The organism is Bradyrhizobium sp. AUGA SZCCT0177, from assembly GCF_018130125.1.
In the GTDB taxonomy this organism is placed as follows: Bacteria; Pseudomonadota; Alphaproteobacteria; order Rhizobiales; family Xanthobacteraceae; genus Bradyrhizobium.
In genome coordinates this window covers 1-16039 of record NZ_JAFCMA010000051.1, presented here as the reverse complement: position 1 = coordinate 16039, position 16039 = coordinate 1, and the positions used below count along the sequence as shown (strand labels likewise).

Genomic DNA, 16039 nt, shown 5'->3' with positions numbered 1-16039 from the left:
TCAAGTGTCGTGCTGGGGTTGACAAGGCGGCGCCGCACAGCCTCACTCCGGGGCTTTGAGGTTGCTGGATTGCCAGCCCGACTTATCCGACATCGGATCTCGCGCGACGGTGCGCGTCATCGTGTGATTGCAATTGGCGCACTCAAAGGTCCGGCTGTCATCGCGGTCAGACGCTGGGCTGATCATGGTCAGCATCATTCGTTTGGAACATTGGGGGCAGCGGGGCCGCTCAAATGGGATCAGCGACGGTTCAGGACGGGTATGAGGTTGGGGCATGTGATGCATCCCTTTTGGTCAGGCGGGAGCGCAACACTCTCAGTCACCGATGGAAGCCGAAGGCGGAGCGGTGATCGGGATAATCTGGCATGTCCGGCAGCCGACGTAGTGGTCAAAATTGCTCACCGGAACAGTTAATGGAGGAACTAGCGGGCAGGCACGCATGGGCACACACCGAACCAGCCGGTGCTCAAACCCGCGGCTTTGCCAGGCCCGTCGTTTCTGTTCCGCCGGACCTGGAGCCAAATGTGGTCAAGCTCGTCGACCATCAGGACGCCGGCGCGCCGCTGCTTGACTATATTCGGGTCGCGCAGGCCGTCGCCGTGGGTCGCGACGTTTAACATCAACAGTATCAATAAGCGACGCCTGCCTAACATCCTCTATAGGCTGCAGTCAGCGCGTCCCGAATAGCTACCTTTGAGGTGAACCAATCCATCAGGAAATCGTTACTGGTGGCCACTTCACCGGAGGAAAATACATGCGCGTTGTTGTCCTCGCCAGCCTCTTATTGGCCTCATCGAGCCTGCCCTCCTTTGCCCAGGGCGAAGGGAAGCCGCCGATTTCGTCGCCGCAAAGCGTGCCTACTCAACCCGCCCCGTCCGACCAGAATGCCCAGCAACCGCGAGATCAACGCACCGACCGGGCCCAACCCAAGATCGAGGAGCGGGAAATGGGTCGGGACTGGCGGATGCGCCGGGGTGACGGCGACCGTATGAGCCGCGATGACCGTGAAATGGGTCCGGAAGTGCGACGCAGTGACCGCGAAGAATATCGCGAGCTCGACATGGATCGGCGTCGATACAGCGATCGAAACGACCGCGACAATCGAGGTTGGGACCGTGCGGACCGACACCGGGACTATCCAAGCTACGACGATGATCGCCCTCGGAGGCGCGTGAAGATCTGCATCGAATACGACAACGGCGATGAGTACTGCCGCTATCGGCAAGGACCCTGAGGCGATTCTTATCGAACGACGAAAGTTGCTATTGCTTTGGCGGCTCGCACTTACCAGCGAGCCATCAACAGTTTTGACAGAGGGTCGGTGATGCCTGAACAAACGAAACGATCGGCCTCGGTGGGATTCACACCTGTCAGCGCGCCTCGCTTGCAGAATTCCTCACCTAGATTAACGATCCCCAGCCCACCCTAACGTAAACGAGCGTCCGGGCTCGGCGAAATTTGAGCCCGACGCAATCAACCATGCGCTTTACAGCAATCTTTTCGGCTGGCTGGTCGGAGGCTGGCGGCGAACGAGCCGCACCGTTTCAACTGCCTGGCAAATAGCGCACCGGTAAGTGAATGGCCCTCACCAACGTACTCAGAAATTTCAATTCTGATTTCAAAGAATATACATTCGCTTGGCCGCAGAAAGCGCGCGAATGCAGCCTGTGCGATCACCCTTAGCATCAAACCGTTTGGCGCGGGCCAATGTCGCTGAGAATTTTGATTGCAAGCGCTCCTGGGCTTGTTTCAAAGAATCGGATGTTGGCTGTCGATCAAGTTGCTCGCCAACCGACTGTGGCGCTGTCAATCCCGCGTTCGGATTTCCCGCGGACTGGCGTATGGCCGCTTCGAATTGAGCAATGTCTTCGCTGCAGGGACCGGCTTGAGCAACCGGGATGTTTAAGCAGAGCACCGCGCAAACGATGGGCCCCATTGTTTCTCGAAGTTTTGACATAGGACCCGCGCCCGGATCAACCTCGTCATATGGTTCGGCCGCTCGTTCCTGGAGAACAACGATCCGAAGCCCGTGGCCGATGCGATTAGAAAGTTCACCAAGGTCTATCCCTACGAGGGCGGGAAATACCTCATCCTGCCGCCCGGCTACGATGGTCAGAGGGTTATTTCAAACCGTTGCCGGCGACCGGCGCGCGAACCCTCGACTCGGTGTCCTGGCACTTTTCAGAAGTAGCGGATCTGACGAGTGAAGTCCGTTGTTAGGGGAAGATCGGAAGTCGCCGACCCGGACGTCAACTTCCGCAAATGACCCACAACGGACTCTGGCCGCCTGCCGGAACACGCGCTCGCGCGGATAGCCAAAAGGTGACGCCCTCTTCCTCAAATCCGCTAGGGAGCAGGCTTGTCGTCGCTCGCATGCATTACCTTCAACGGCGCGATTTGTCCCTGTCGATGCCGGTTTTTCTCCCGGTATAATCAGGCTTGGTCCTGAATTCTTCTCTCATTCGGTTCCGGCGCGGCGGAGGAGCGTGCCGGCTTCGCGCCTGCCGGTGCGGCGGATGCCGGATTGCGCTGTTTCTCGGCTGCCAATATGCTCCGCCTCGGCACATGCTGGCCAACAACCAACAGGATCACCCCATGCCGACCGTGTGCCTGGCCCCCCTGGACGAGACCATCACGATCGAAGAGCTCTCGCGCGATCCCTATCCGATCTACCGGCGCCTGAGACGCGAAGCACCCGTATTACGGGTCAAATCCGTAGGCCGCACCTTCCTCACCAAGGCCGTCGACACCAAATACGTGAAGGACAACGCGGCGTTGTTCAGCTCCGACGACCCGAACACGCCCATGAAGCGCGCCTTTCTCGCGCATACGCTGATGCGCAAGGACCATGACGAGCACCGGACCGAACGCATGGCGATGATGCCGGCCCTGATGCCGAAGACGATCGAATCCGTCTGGGCGCCGCTGTATGCGAAACTGGCCGCGGCGTATCTTGACCGGCTGCCGCGCGGTGAGGTGGTCGATCTCTTTCCCGGTCTCGCAGGACCGCTTGCCGCACGGATTCTGGCACATGCGATGGGCGTTCCGGACGCGAACGATGAGGACATGCAGCGATGGTCGCAGACGCTGATCGACGGCGCCGGCAATTTCGGCTGGACGCCGGGGCCTTTCGATGCGACCGACATCGCCAATGCGGAAATGGACAAATGTATTCGCGCCAACGCCGAACGCGTGCGGGCCGAACCGGATTCCTCAGCGCTCTCCTTCATGGTGAACGCGAAGAATCCGATTCCGGAAAGCCAGATGATCGCCAATGTGAAGATCGCGATCGGCGGCGGCATCAACGAGCCGCGCGACGCCCTGCTGACGATCCTCTACGGCCTGCTCACCAATCCGGATCAGCTTGACGCCGTGCGCGCAGGCGACAAATGGCGCTCCGCCTTCGAGGAAGGGGTGCGGTGGGTGGCGCCGATCCAGGCGAGTTCGCGGCTCGTTATGGAGGACACGGAGATCCGCGGCTGCTTCATCCCGAAAGGCGACACCGTTATGACGATCCAGGCGTCGGCCAATCGAGACGAGGACGTCTTCGACGATGGCGAAAACTATTACGGGTTGCGTGAGCCCAATCCTCACCAGGCCTTTGGCAACGGCCCGCATCACTGCGCGGGCGCGCACCTGTCGCGGCGAACCGTTGGCGCGATCCTGCTGCCCATGCTGTTCGAGCGCTTCCCCAACATGACCTTGCCTGATCCCGCGGGCGTGCGCTGGCACGGATTCGGTTTCCGCGGCCCGCTCAATCTGCCGATTCTCCTGCAATAGGAGCGGCGCGAGGAAGAGGCGTTTTATTTTGCCTCATCCGCTGCCGCAGATCGTCCGCAATTCCCCGCAAGCAGCTTGCCGGCGAGTTGCGCGGCAGGTTCTTCGCATAGATCAGCTCTCGCCGGGTCCTGGCCGCGCAAGCTGGCGAGGTGATTGAATAACATCGAGATGTCGCATGTTGGCACTCTTCGGACCGAGCTCGATGTCCGAGTTGAGTCCGTAATGCGCAGCAAAGCGGTCGTCCGCCGGTCACGCCCTAGATGTCCGCGCTGTTGAAGCAAGAGCGGACTCTTCAGTTGCCGGCTGATTACCGCGATTTAATCTTCGCACTCATCCTTCATTCACAGAGGACCCTCTACGCTTCCTGCGGAGACTATACTCAACGGGCGGAAACTGATGAAACTTAGATTCGCACTTCTCGCACTGGCCACGTTGGGTGGCGCAGCGTTCTCGACCGGAACCGCTTCAGCAATGCCGCTGGCCCCCTGGGACAGTTCCAGTCTTCGAACGTCGAGAGCGTTGCAGTGGTCTGCGGTCCGCGCGGTTGCGTCCGCACAAGGCCCGAGTATCGGCGCGGGGCCTACGTCGTCCGCCGCCCCTATGTACGTCACGGCTACGGATACCATCGGGGCTATCGTCGGTACTAATCTTGAAAGAGGGCTTCGGCCCTCTTTTTCTTCTTCCTGCTAACGTTTGCTCCAAAGTTGGCCTATCCATCGAGATCCACAAGATACACGATGCTAGTGTCACTTGATGGCTCGGTCGATTGCGTTGCTTGCCGATAAAGAACTGCTTCTTCAGCAGTAGCCAACCTGACCTTCATCGTGGCGCTGGCATCGCACAACGGGGTGCCATGAGACGTGATTGTACTCAACTTTGTGCGTAACCGGCCGTGTTCGCAAAGACGTTCCGCGTCCTTGTGCCTCTTAGCTTGCAGCGCAAGCGTTGGCCTGCCGTTGATCTCAATCGTGAATATCGAGAATGTGAAGCGGTGGTCCATTTGATCTCCGCCTTCCTTTTATGGACCTACAGATCAATCCGTCAGCAGATCATAGTCCCGGCGCAAAATAGTTTGGACGTGAACCGCCGCGCGCGCGGCGGTATTGGCATCTGCCGCGCCCGCTGCGAGCACACAGAGCGACCAGTTATTTTCAGCGTGCTTTGCAACACGATTGATCGCTATTTCCTGGATGTTATGACAGCCCGGCTGCTTTCTAACTTCTAACAACGCTCGACGCTGCAATTCCGGCATTGAAACGCGGATCTTGGGCATAGGGTTGGCTCGGCAATTGTACGGTGCGCCGGCCTTGAATGGTTGGGAAGCCGCGCGGCCTATACCTAACAGAGCAAGAGCAATTTGAGTTCCACTTGCGAGAGCCGCGACCCTCGATTTAGGCTGGGCATTCGCACGGCGTCCCAATCGCCGCGGCTGTTCAACGGGCGGAACACCCCGTAGCTCAAGCCATCCTTTCACGGTCGATCAACCGGTCGTATGGCCACTCTTGGGAGAGCGGGACCTGACCTTTGGGATCCAAAAGCATGACGAAACGCGAACGCGGCGATCTAATTTATGGGGTCGCCGCGAGTGCGCTCGTATTTGTATTCATGATCATTATGATTTTCTCGCAATGATGGTTTCGCTTGTCGGAGGTTACGCAGCGGCGCGCCAGCGCATGGCGCCGCATGCCTGGTCGCGGAATAGCGAATACTGCCCAACGTAACCCCATCGCCCCGCGAGGTCTTGGAACCGAGACCACCGGCTAAACGTTGTCATAGCTAGAATTCCAAGCTGCGCAATTATGCAGCAGGCGGAGTAAGACGCATGGATACCACCACACTTCTCATCATTGTACTTCTTGTCCTGCTGCTTGGCGGCGGCGGCTGGTACGGCCGAGGACGCTGGTACTAAACGGTAGCTCGATCTGTGGCCGATCTCTCAGCGTGACCAAGACGACTACGTGATCCCCGATGTGTGAAGGATCGCTGCATCGATGAGCGACGGCTTCGAGCGCCCAAAGTTCAAGTCGACGCTTAATTTTATCCTGAGAGCTGTGTCGCATAGGCAGAGCAAGACCCGCCGGCGACCGGAACGCGCCGGTTCCGGTTGCAGTCTGCTAACGGCCGAAAAGCTGGGATTAGCTCAATTCGTCAACTTCTTGTTCACCAATAATTGCCACCCTGATCGTCGCCTTACCGGGCTTGTAATTGCGTAATCGAAAAGCCGCCCACGATCGTCCCGGAGGCGGCTTTTTGTTTTTGTCCGGGGCGCGCGCGAGACTGCACGTGAGTTTTCAGATCACGGTTTTGAAGGTGTTGGCCGGTCAAGTTGATGGGCGAGCAACGCTCGCCGAACTCACGCGACAGGTTTCTATTCTCATTTCCAGTGGCCCCGATTGGACCGATCGAACCAAGCGGCTAGCTGCGCTTGCGCCTGGCCTAAGTATCTTCGGTTCGCATTTCGTGACTGTCGATGGTGGCGGTTGGCAGATTACCGACGCGGGCCGGGCGTTTCTATTGTCACTCGAAACTCCAGCCTCGGCGATGTCCGAAACACCCTCCACTACTGCGGAGTTTATGCCGGCATCCGTTACAGCACACCTCGAACCGACGCCCGAGGCTTCGCCGCCGCCGTCTGAAGGTCAACACGTGCCCGAAGTGGCTGCACCACAGCCCATCTCTCAGCGATCCACGATGATGCGCTTGATCGGCATCCAGAGACGAGTCAAATCCTCACCTAATGCGGGACGAAAGCGGCGGTCACGTTAGCCGCCCCACGATGGCTAGCTACGGAATTCGCTATCGCTCGTCGCGACCGTGCATAGCGTATTTCCATGCCGTCCAGGCGCGTTGGCGCCGGTACTCGATGAAGTCACCTTCGGTGCATCGCGGGAAATAGGCTTTCCAGGCAGATTCAAAGCCGGCCCGCGCCTCGTTGAAACGTGACGCATAGCCGCTACGGGAACGACCGCGATGTGATGCCGGGTAGAAGCCGACGTCCCATCTCCATTGCTTGGCCTTGACCGGCAGCCCTGACTGGACCGCGATCGTGCCGACCTGAACGTCACCATAAAAGATGTGCCAGCAGTCGGAGCGTTCGGCTGAGGGCGGCGGTGAGCTCGAGCATGACCCATTGGAGCGCGCTCGTAGCGGCTAGGCAAACGACCCCAGCGCTAGGGTTCGTAACTGCCGCGGCATACTCGGGATTGCGCTGTATCTTCAGCCGGAGCTGGACAAGCCGAACTGCTTTGCTCGTTTTCTGTACCGCCGTTGCAATCGAGCATAGACAGCTTGGCGTGTTCGATTCAGTTCAACAGCTATCTCGGCGGCTTCCTTTCCGGCATCGAGGAGCTCATCAAGCTTCTGCTCCTCTTCGGAGGTCCAACGCCGTCTCGCTGGACTTGGAGCTGTCATTTCTTCGCTTTGAGCTGGACTTTTGTGGGCGGTGGCGCTGCAGCCTCGCGCTCCAGCCGCTCGGCCTTGAGACGCTCGCGGTTTTTTGAGAACGCCTTTTGCGCGATCTCGTGCTCGGTCATTGCCTTTTCGGCGTCGACTTGGCGGAATGCCTTACGCGCTTCGCGCGCGGCTTTGCTGATCGGCTTCTGTGGTTCAGCTTTGCCTGGTGTCTTCGTCATTTCTTAGCCCTTCAGCCAAGATCTCGACCAGCCGGAGTTTTCCGCAACCAGAGTGGGCGCGCAAGCGATAAGGCGCGCGAAAGCCGCCCCGAGGGGCCTGGCAAATCACTGGAAATGCTTAGTCCCAATCCTCCTCCTCGGTCTCTCGCCTCACGGCCTCACTGAGCGTCCAGATCATCGAAAGAGGCCGCCAGCGGGGCGGCCTCCCGAGCATCTTAAAACTCAAACTGTTAGCCAAAGTAGCCGTAGTAGTCGGTTGGATTGTTGCGGGCATACGCCGCGGTAAGCTGTTGCTGCAACGCGATCCGCTGATCTGTCCGCACCCCGAAGCCTGTAATGACACCGGCGCCGCCGCTTACAGCCTCAAGCTGCTCGTCCCTCATTTCGGTTGCCTCAATCTGGTAATCCCATTTCATGTCGCTCTCCTGGTTCCTTTTTCTCCCGGGCACCATTGCCTCGGCTGATTGCGACATTGACGGATAAGTTCTCGTGGCGCTGTTCCCTAGGGAACAGGCCGAGAGGGCGGCTGAAATCAAATCAGGCCACCGATAACGAGTGCTGCCACTTTGGCGATGTGCAGCGGGACTTTCTGTCCGAAGCGGCGGCCTTGGTGCTGACCCGCGCTAGCGTGGGCTTTTTGTGCACCACTCTCTTGTTCATCTATTGCGTTGGTACAGCCACGTACAACGTCCGCGGACTTGTCTGCGATGCGATGTGGGAGACGTTCCATGGTGATAATAGAAAGAGAACAGCTACCAACGCAGTTGCACCCATTATCGCTAGCACAGTCGTACCCAATCCCAGATCCGGACTAGAATTGCACTCTTCCTGCATTGTGTCTCCAAACGCCCCTGATGTTCAACAAGCAGCACCAGGGAAACGTTCCTCCGGAACGAGCGCGATATACTGCAAGCGGGGCGAAGCTGACCCTCGCCAAACCCCCTCGATCGATGGTTTCGCGGTCGGCGCGTCCCGTGCGCAGATCCTGAGGGGTTGGCAAATCGCTGGATCAGTCCGTCGAAACTCGACTTCGGCGCAATAATCGCACCTGCTCAATTCTGTTACACAGGTCACAGCGATATTGAATGATGTCAATTCCTTCAGCGTCGGGGGAGCTTTTTTCGAGCCTCATTGTTTGATTGCATACGATGCAGCTAACGAGATCGATAAGCGGGCTTTTATCGTCGTTGCCCGCCGTGCTCACTTCCCCTTCGCCTTCGGCTGATCAAGGCGAGCCTCACGAAACTCCGGAGGCCCCTTGGTTAGCCGCCGCCTGCGCTGGGCTTGTTCTTCAGGGGCCGCCGCGGGATCGATAATCTTTTCGATCGCCTTCGTGGCAAGCTCCTGAGCGCGCAACCTCCGGCCCGGCTTGCCGGCCGGCCGCGCAGGCGCTTTGACCTTCGTCCCCAAGCTGTCGATTGCCTCAACGGCTAAGTCCGCAACGAGAGCGGCGCTAAGTCGCCCGGTTGGCCTCGGTTTCGCCTTTACAGTGAGCCCCAACTCGACCAGCCGACGGAAGGCGTCAGAGCGGCTGGTTTTGTTGGTTTCTGCCCAAGCCTCAACCGCTGCGATCAGGGCGGGCGGCATCCTGGCAGCAATATGTGGATCTCTGCCACCTTTGATAGCAGGTCGACCGCGCCTTTTTGGTGCAACCGCACTTGATTTTTTCATATATTTGGTTGTACCATAAATCTGCTTAAAAACCAAGCGGCCCGCCGAGGTGCTAGGAACACCGCGACAGGCCTGGCCCAAACTATTAGGTAAGTCATGGGTCAGGTTACTTCTGAGAATAGCACACCTATGCCAGCCGAAAGCACCGGCGGGCTTTACTTCCCCACAGACACAACGCGCGAACAGTTGTTCCAAGCCATCGGGCAACTGCGCAAGGGACGACAGATATCAGATCGACTGGATGTCCGAGACCAGCGACGCCAACATCACTCCCGACCAATGGGAACGCAGAGAGCCCCGCATGCGAGCGACAACCCGAAGGTTGGTAAGGCATCACCGGGCAGCAATTGAGCGCGTAGCGGCCGCGCTGCTAGTCCGTGAGACGCTGAGCGCTGAGGATATCGACGCGATATGTAGCCCGCCGGTTCACGCCCGGCGGGCTTTTCTTGCGACACACCGGAACCGTGGCACCACTCGACGGTTATTATGGCAGCAGCGACGGAACTGGGAAACCGGCAGTCGCGTAAGGAGCCGCACGGAGTCATGCCCGGGCGGCTTTTTTATGTTTTAGACCAACCTGCGCTCCGGAGAGATATCGTGCGAATAGTGAGTACACTCCACGATGGCCGAGAGTGCAGCCATTCTCAGCGCTATCGGGTCCCGCTCGCCTTTCGCGGCACATGCAAGAATGTTAGACGCGATTTCGGCTTTCATCGTCGACGTGCGCTTTGCCTCGGGGAGTATTGCCGTGGCATCGTCAAGGACTGCCCTCATCAATTTGATTAGCTCGGGCTGAAAAACCGCTCCAATTGCGCCCATCGCCGTTCTCCCACTCACTACGCCTCTCTTTATTATTCTATTGCCATGATTTGAGCGCGTCCTGTTGAACGAACGCAAGGCTTATTTTTCATTGCGGCCTTATCCTCGCTGCGGTGCTCCGGTTCAACGCCCGCATGACGCCGATGCGGGCCATCATGGTGGGGCCCCGCTATGCTCGACAACCAGCATTCGCTGGTCCGGCAGTGGGATCGGCTCCTCAACGCGCGGTCCGGGCGGTTAGGCCTCTGGGGCTCGCCGAATTAATGTTTCTTAGGTCGACTCCCGGAGGGATAGGGAATCTACTGATCCCCATCATCGCACCTCGCAACCAAATCGGTTTGGAGGTTCGTGATTTGGGGGTGACGCTTTATAGGAGGCGCATCCATGTGCGATTACAGCTTACATGCGGTCGCGACACGACCCGCGGTGGTCGCGGAAACGTTGGTCTCGACCAACTTTTCTACTGGGACTCACGGCTTTGCGAGCCCAGACGATTCGAAAGTCGCGGTCTGCCTTCGTCCTGGGACCGAGATAGCATTCGAGAATGACGCTCAAACTGATGGCATCATGTTTTGCAAGAGCATCGGCGATCGACTCGCGCGCTTTCGCCAAATAAACCTCAATAAGCCATACCAACATCACGACGCGCTGGAATTCTCAAACGGTACAATCGTTCTTGTCACTGACCTCGCTGCGGGGCAGAGGGCTACCGTACTGCAATTGCCTGCAAGCCCAATCGAGGAAAAGCCTCGAGCGTCCCAACCTGCAGCTCGGTATGAGACCGCTAACGTCTGATGGACAAAAAAGGCCTCGGATCGCTCCGGGGCCTTAGCTAAACGCGAGAACGAGCCAACCTGAGCACAACATCACAAGGGCTGTTACGATTAGCGCGAGAAATCCGTCAGACACGAAGTCATGATTATGCATGATACACCTCCTGCCGCTGAGGGGAGGCTGGTCCGAATTTATTAAAAATTTCGGAATCAGCTTAAGGAAGCCGCCGTCGGTTTTTTAGTGAATATTCAAATCAGGCGTCTTAAAAAATGCGAGAAATGCGCGTGCCGAGATCGATCCAGGAGCTTTAAGGATTGGCCACCTGAAATTTATCCGCACTATAGACCGTTACTTTGAACGCATGATCGATCAGCAGCTGCAGATGATTTGGGGTGGAAGCCGCCATCAGGCGACGTAATGGATCAGATTGCCAATGGCGGCTTGCTGACCACCGCGCAGGCAGCGACCATTTGCGAAGTTTGTGGTCAAACTATCTGCCGGTGGAATGATGAGGCCGCCCGCAGGGGCGAACCGAAGCAGGCAACGTGGTTGATCGGCACCGCGCGGCTGCTCGACTATGTCGAGAAGTATCAGGGCGGCTTACCTGCGCGCGTCAAGGCGGAGAGCCTGCTCAAGAAGCGCTGGCCGATTTGGTCGTTGCACGGGAATGTAGGTCAGCACAGTGGACTATTGATGCATGGCGATACGCGTCTAATAGACACATTGGAAACTCAAGCATGGAGGTCTTTGCTCGACAACGTTTAACCCGCAACCTATCTGGGAGGAAACCATGAGGTATCATCTCAATTCATCGTGGATGTGTGGTTGTGTTGTTCTTGCCTTGGCAGTCCCGGCGGCCTCTGCCCCGGCCGTGGCTGAAGAAGCGGGTCAATGGTTCGGTCGAGCCGTTCTGGTCACCTTGTCCAACAAGAGCGTTAAGCTGGAAGACCGGGCTGACCATACGGTGTCGGTCACCGAATTCGACGGCGCCGTGTTCAATGCCGACGGCAAGCCCTTCCTCGACAAAGCCCGCTATCAGGTGGTTGATCTAACGGATGTTGGCAATTCCAGCGGCGGCCATAAAACCTTCACAGAGGCCGATGGATCCAAGGTCTTTGCCAAGTACGTCTTGAAAGACGTCAAACCGAAAGAGTTCCGCGGTACCTTCGAGTTCACTGGAGGCACGGGAAAATATGCAGGGATCACGGGCCGCGGTGAGTACCACGTCGTGCAGGTCAGTGACACGGCCGTGTGGGATGAACTCCGCGGCGAGTACAAAATACCGTCTACTGTTGGAAGTTCGCGACCTGATCCGGCCAAGTAAGCATCGAACTGCTCTCAAAAAGTAAAGAGACGCTGCCTATCTGAAGAGCGGATGATCTTGAATGGCCCGACGTGCAATATCGTCGGGCCATTTGTTTGCTTGCTGCGGCGCGGCACGAAACTCTTTAAGCGTAGCGCAACGCACGCGCGCCTGGGTGCTTCGATGTCCGTTCTTGAGGGCAAAGGAGACTTCTCAGTTACCCGCCCCGATTTCTGAGTTTGACCCAGAACGGACGTTGCGCCTCACCGTCTCGCCCGGCCACAAAAGGGCTTTATGATCAGAAGTAGCAGCGTCATTGTCCTATCGGAATGGACGAGCGGGGTTGAAGTTTCATAACAACGGTCCTCACTATCCAAGCCGGGCTGGCGCGGTGATCCCATGCCTCTGGCATCCTTGACAGTGTCTGAAATCTTCCCGTGGGAGTTTCGCAATGATCTCCAGCCAACCGGGTTTGACGAGCGCCTACCTGAGAACTCCAAAGGCCGCAGCCTTCGCGGGCATCATATTTTCTGTGTTGTGGGTCGCTGTGTTCGGACTCATGCGGCTTTCGGTGCCATCTGATCCCTTCGAGGAAGGCGCTTGGCTCGCGGGGGATACGACGTTTGTGGCGCTTGCCCTAAATCTTGTGCCTGTCGCTGGCGTAGCCTTTCTCTGGTTCATCGGAGTACTTCGTGACAGACTTGGGGCTCGCGAGGACCAATTTTTCGCGACCGTGTTCTTGGGCAGCGGAGTCTTACTGCTGGCGATGCTGTTCGTTGCCGCCGCGGTCTTTGGCGCGATCATAGTCGCACTTCGGGCGGCACCTGACGCGCTCGTCCACTCCGCCACTTTTCATTTCGGGCGCGGCTTGGCCTACGGGATGATCAACATTTACGTGGTAAAGACGGCGGCGGTCTTCATGATCACGACGTCGACAATTGCCATCTATACCCGTTTGATGCCCCGTTGGCTCGCAATCGTGGGATTCATCATCGCGGCGGCGCTCCTGATCGGAAGCTCCTATTTCGAATCGAGTCTGCTTGTGTTTCCGTTGTGGGTCTTGTTGGTTAGCCTGACCATCCTACGAGACAGGAAAGTTGTCCCAATTTCGACGGATCCGCTGCCATAGCGGTTACGGCATCCCAGCTGAGGTGAACTCCCCGTGTTTCGGTCGCACCAACTTGAACACGGAAATCGTCAAAGACGAGACGAAGTAGGCCGCCTCAGTTGGCGGCCTCTTTCATTTATCGATGCGAATTCCATGTCGCCTATTGGCACGAACCAGACCAACGGGACCGGTCTGTCGATGTCCGTTCTTGAAGGCAAAGCCGACTTCCCGGTGGCCCACCCGGACTTCTCAGTTTGACCCGTAGCGGACATTTGGCTAGCCCGGATCATCTCTCGCTGTGGCGAAATCAGTCTGACCAAGTTGGATCGGTTACCGACTTTTCCCGGAGTGCCAATTCCGCGCGGAAGGGAATGGCACAAACTGCATAGTCCAATAGGACACGACCCTTGCCATTTTTTCCCAAATCAAAGTTCGCCTGTGGCAATCCGGATACAGGTCGAAGCAATCAAATCATTCATACTGTGTCGTGGAATGTACACGCCGCGCGGCTGGAAGGTCGTTGGCTACACCGGAAGGGGATATGCGATGAAGAAGTTTCTGATGGGTACGGTAGGTCTGATTGCGCTGGGCATGGGCGCTCCTGCGTCCGCCGCCGACATGGCCGTCAAGGCAAGGCCTATGGCGGCACCGCTTCCGGTGATCTACGATTGGAGTGGCTTCTACATCGGCGGCAACGGCGGTTGGGGTCAGAGCCGCAACTGCTGGGATTTCGTCGATGTGGCGGGCGTAGTCGTGGCTGACGGCTGCCGGGAGCGGTCGGGCGGCCTCGCCGGCGGGCAGATCGGCTATCGCTGGCAAGCCAATCAGTGGGTGTTTGGTCTGGAAGCGCAGGGCGATTGGGCCGATCTCAGCAACCAGCGCATCAGCATTATCAATCCCGCGTTCTCCACTCGCACAACGACCGATGGTATTGGCCTCTTTACCGGCCAGATCGGCTACGCTTGGAACGCAGCACTGCTGTACGTAAAGGGCGGCGCGGCAGTGACGAGCAACCGCTTTAGCATCCTCAGTACCATTACCGGCGCTGAACTGGCCTCAGCTAGCGCGACCCGCTGGGGCGGCACCATCGGTGTTGGACTGGAGTACGGCTTCACACCAAACTGGTCGTTCGGGGTCGAGTACAACCATCTGTTCATGGGCGACGCGAACAATTCGTTCTCGGTCGCCAATCCGATTGTTGCCGGTGCGCTCAACCGGATCAGTCAGGACGTGGACATGGTAACCTTGCGCATCAACTACCGCTTCGGCGGTTACGGTGCACCGGTCGCTGCGCGGTACTGATCTCGCCCCTTTGCATAATCTCCAGTACAATAGGCCGGCGGAAATGCCGGCCTATTTTGTTGGAGGGATTACATGCCCAAAAAATCGGTCGGTTGCGCAACTCGCCCACAGCCGGCTTCGCGACGCGCGGCTGCCGATCTCATAAATGAAGCGTTCAAGAAATCGGATGTTTCCGAAATTTGTCATGCCGTTGGCGCGGCCACCCACCTTTACAATATTTCTCACCTTGCGGAGAAATCTGGGATTGCGAGGACAAGCATTCATCGTGCGTTTGCACGCGATCCGCAAAAACCGAACTTCACGACAATTCTTAGAGTACTCGATGCGATGGGCTTCCAGTTGCATGTCACGATGCGCCGGAATGCAGGAGCAGGGCGTTTAAAATCGGTTGAGAATGCCAAGAGCCTGTGACGGTGCCGCGCCCCGCACCCAGGTCCGCTCCTGGCACAAAACGGACATCCCGGAGTCGGCGGCCAATGTCCGATGTTGTGACCTTGCACAGCAATGCAAACGACCAGAGCATTAGTTCCATTTTCTAAAGGGCAGCCGGTTCGTGTGCCTTTCGTGTAACACTCTCTAAGAAAGTAGCCTGAAGAATAATGTACCGGGTGTCCCTCGTTGCGTGACTCGAATCGCAGCGTAAAGCTGGGATGCGAGGGTATCGGATCGTTGCGGAGTTCAGCCAGAGGGCGGCTCCGAAAGAGCAGGGGAGCGGGCCATGAAGATACTCAACAGGGCAGTGCTTGGTTCGGCAGCATGTCTCATCGCCATGGGCGCAGCCCAGGCGGCGGATCTTCCAGTCAAGGCCAAGGCGATCGAATACGTCAGGATCTGTTCCCTCTATGGAAATGGCTTCTACTTCATCCCGGGTACCGACACCTGCATCAAGCTCGGCGGTTACCTGCGCGCCGATGTCACTTTCAACGGCGCTGGTATTCAGGGCACCCCGGCCTGGAGTGGCGCTGCGGGTCAGCAAAACCGGCTGAGCAACTACTATTTCGCTCGCGCCCGCGAAAACCTCTCCGTCGATACGCGTACCGCGACCGAATACGGCGTGGTCCGCACTTTCTTCGATGCGAATTTTTCCTGGACCTCGGGTACCTATGCCGGCACTGGCGCCGGTGGCACCGTTTACTCTGCTGCCGCCCAGGCTGGCGGCTTTGGTGGCGTTGGTAACCCCTCCGACGGCGGTCTCTCCGGTGGGGCCTTCGCCCTTAACTTTGCGTTCATCCAGTTCGCCGGCTTCACGATCGGCAGGGCAACATCCCAGTTCGACGCACCCTGGTCTGGCTATCCCGCCAACATCACCGACGCGCTCCTCGGCGGCCATTCCGACACCACCGGCGTGAACCAGTTCTCCTATACGGCGAATTTCGGTCAGGGCATCACCGGTACGATCTCCGTGCAGGATCAGGTTATCTACTATCAGACCAATTTGTGGAATGCGTCCACCCTCACCGCGGCCAACTTCGCGGGCGGCGTGTATGGCGCCAATGCCTTCGGCGGCACGCGGGCTCCGGACATCGTTGGCATGCTTCGCGTTGACCAGACCTGGGGCCTTTTCCAGGCCTCCGTAGCCGCGCACAACATCCACGCGGCCTATTACGGCGGGACAGAAACTTCAGGTCATCCCAGCGACAAGTGGGGCTG

Annotated in this window: 16 protein-coding genes; 10 read left to right on the top strand and 6 right to left on the bottom strand. The window is 58.0% G+C overall.

Annotated elements, in window-relative coordinates; all coding sequences use genetic code 11:
• The first annotated feature begins 754 nt into the window (after nt 1-754).
• On the top strand, nt 755-1234 hold the full coding sequence (locus JQ597_RS35315) for a hypothetical protein (protein ID WP_212270014.1): 480 nt from the start codon (nt 755-757) through the stop codon (nt 1232-1234).
• Nucleotides 1235-1618: 384 nt separating this feature from the next.
• Here JQ597_RS35315 and JQ597_RS35310 read toward each other — a convergent pair whose 3' ends face one another.
• Nucleotides 1619-1957, bottom strand: a complete 339-nt coding sequence (locus tag JQ597_RS35310; protein WP_212270013.1) for a hypothetical protein — start codon at nt 1955-1957, stop codon at nt 1619-1621.
• 638 nt (nt 1958-2595) lie between these two features.
• Between JQ597_RS35310 and JQ597_RS35305 the strand changes: the two genes are divergently transcribed.
• Nucleotides 2596-3780 (top strand): cytochrome P450, encoded by a 1185-nt coding sequence (locus tag JQ597_RS35305; RefSeq protein WP_212270012.1) that lies wholly within the window; start codon nt 2596-2598, stop codon nt 3778-3780.
• A gap of 709 nt (nt 3781-4489) precedes the next feature.
• On the opposite strand, the gene JQ597_RS35300 is transcribed toward JQ597_RS35305, so the two are convergent.
• Both JQ597_RS35300 and JQ597_RS35295 read right to left on the bottom strand, forming a co-directional pair.
• Nucleotides 4490-4780, bottom strand: a complete 291-nt coding sequence (locus JQ597_RS35300; protein WP_212270011.1) for a hypothetical protein — start codon at nt 4778-4780, stop codon at nt 4490-4492.
• A 33-nt stretch (nt 4781-4813) separates the two neighbouring features.
• Complete coding sequence (locus JQ597_RS35295) at nt 4814-5053, bottom strand: hypothetical protein (protein WP_212270010.1); 240 nt, start codon at nt 5051-5053, stop codon at nt 4814-4816.
• Between the two features lie 1010 nt (nt 5054-6063).
• Here JQ597_RS35295 and JQ597_RS35290 point away from each other — a divergent pair.
• The gene (locus JQ597_RS35290) at nt 6064-6546 is read left to right on the top strand and encodes a hypothetical protein (RefSeq protein WP_212270009.1); all 483 of its coding nucleotides are present in this window, start codon (nt 6064-6066) and stop codon (nt 6544-6546) included.
• A gap of 641 nt (nt 6547-7187) precedes the next feature.
• Here the strand turns inward: JQ597_RS35290 and JQ597_RS35285 are convergent.
• The 3 genes from JQ597_RS35285 to JQ597_RS35275 form a co-directional block, all read right to left on the bottom strand.
• Nucleotides 7188-7412, bottom strand: coding sequence for a hypothetical protein (locus tag JQ597_RS35285; protein WP_212270008.1), 225 nt, complete (start codon nt 7410-7412; stop codon nt 7188-7190).
• A gap of 230 nt (nt 7413-7642) precedes the next feature.
• On the bottom strand, nt 7643-7828 hold the full coding sequence (locus tag JQ597_RS35280) for a hypothetical protein (protein ID WP_212270007.1): 186 nt from the start codon (nt 7826-7828) through the stop codon (nt 7643-7645).
• 784 nt (nt 7829-8612) lie between these two features.
• Entirely contained in the window at nt 8613-9119 is a 507-nt protein-coding gene (locus JQ597_RS35275) for a hypothetical protein (RefSeq protein WP_249133582.1), read from the bottom strand.
• Between the two features lie 1167 nt (nt 9120-10286).
• Between JQ597_RS35275 and JQ597_RS38585 the strand changes: the two genes are divergently transcribed.
• The 7 genes from JQ597_RS38585 to JQ597_RS35245 all read left to right on the top strand — a co-directional run.
• Nucleotides 10287-10697: a hypothetical protein gene (locus tag JQ597_RS38585; RefSeq protein ID WP_249136077.1), complete on the top strand. Its 411-nt coding sequence runs from the start codon at nt 10287-10289 to the stop codon at nt 10695-10697.
• A 396-nt stretch (nt 10698-11093) separates the two neighbouring features.
• A complete protein-coding gene (locus tag JQ597_RS35270) occupies nt 11094-11441 on the top strand; it encodes a hypothetical protein (protein ID WP_212270006.1) in 348 nt (115 codons plus the stop codon).
• Between the two features lie 25 nt (nt 11442-11466).
• Nucleotides 11467-12000 (top strand): hypothetical protein, encoded by a 534-nt coding sequence (locus tag JQ597_RS35265; RefSeq protein WP_212270005.1) that lies wholly within the window; start codon nt 11467-11469, stop codon nt 11998-12000.
• A gap of 430 nt (nt 12001-12430) precedes the next feature.
• Nucleotides 12431-13108, top strand: coding sequence for a hypothetical protein (locus JQ597_RS35260; protein ID WP_212270004.1), 678 nt, complete (start codon nt 12431-12433; stop codon nt 13106-13108).
• 525 nt (nt 13109-13633) lie between these two features.
• Complete coding sequence (locus tag JQ597_RS35255; RefSeq protein WP_212270003.1) at nt 13634-14389, top strand: outer membrane protein; 756 nt, start codon at nt 13634-13636, stop codon at nt 14387-14389.
• Between the two features lie 72 nt (nt 14390-14461).
• Complete coding sequence (locus JQ597_RS35250; protein ID WP_212270002.1) at nt 14462-14800, top strand: helix-turn-helix domain-containing transcriptional regulator; 339 nt, start codon at nt 14462-14464, stop codon at nt 14798-14800.
• Nucleotides 14801-15107: 307 nt separating this feature from the next.
• A partial coding sequence (locus tag JQ597_RS35245; RefSeq protein WP_212270001.1) for a porin occupies nt 15108-16039 on the top strand: 932 nt, incomplete at its 3' end.

Bases quoted from the DNA above. Each gene is read 5' to 3' on its own strand.
- JQ597_RS35255 (WP_212270003.1), top strand. From the start codon at position 13,634: ATGAAGAAGTTTCTGATGGGTACGGTAGGTCTGATTGCGCTGGGCATG.
- JQ597_RS35265 (WP_212270005.1), top strand. From the start codon at position 11,467: ATGAGGTATCATCTCAATTCATCGTGGATGTGTGGTTGTGTTGTTCTT.
- JQ597_RS35295 (WP_212270010.1), bottom strand. From the start codon at position 5,053: ATGCCCAAGATCCGCGTTTCAATGCCGGAATTGCAGCGTCGAGCGTTG.
- JQ597_RS35270 (WP_212270006.1), top strand. From the start codon at position 11,094: ATGGATCAGATTGCCAATGGCGGCTTGCTGACCACCGCGCAGGCAGCG.
- JQ597_RS35260 (WP_212270004.1), top strand. From the start codon at position 12,431: ATGATCTCCAGCCAACCGGGTTTGACGAGCGCCTACCTGAGAACTCCA.
- JQ597_RS35305 (WP_212270012.1), top strand. From the start codon at position 2,596: ATGCCGACCGTGTGCCTGGCCCCCCTGGACGAGACCATCACGATCGAA.
- JQ597_RS35250 (WP_212270002.1), top strand. From the start codon at position 14,462: ATGCCCAAAAAATCGGTCGGTTGCGCAACTCGCCCACAGCCGGCTTCG.
- JQ597_RS35310 (WP_212270013.1), bottom strand. From the start codon at position 1,957: ATGTCAAAACTTCGAGAAACAATGGGGCCCATCGTTTGCGCGGTGCTC.
- JQ597_RS38585 (WP_249136077.1), top strand. From the start codon at position 10,287: ATGTGCGATTACAGCTTACATGCGGTCGCGACACGACCCGCGGTGGTC.
- JQ597_RS35285 (WP_212270008.1), bottom strand. From the start codon at position 7,412: ATGACGAAGACACCAGGCAAAGCTGAACCACAGAAGCCGATCAGCAAA.
- JQ597_RS35315 (WP_212270014.1), top strand. From the start codon at position 755: ATGCGCGTTGTTGTCCTCGCCAGCCTCTTATTGGCCTCATCGAGCCTG.
- JQ597_RS35300 (WP_212270011.1), bottom strand. From the start codon at position 4,780: ATGGACCACCGCTTCACATTCTCGATATTCACGATTGAGATCAACGGC.
- JQ597_RS35280 (WP_212270007.1), bottom strand. From the start codon at position 7,828: ATGAAATGGGATTACCAGATTGAGGCAACCGAAATGAGGGACGAGCAG.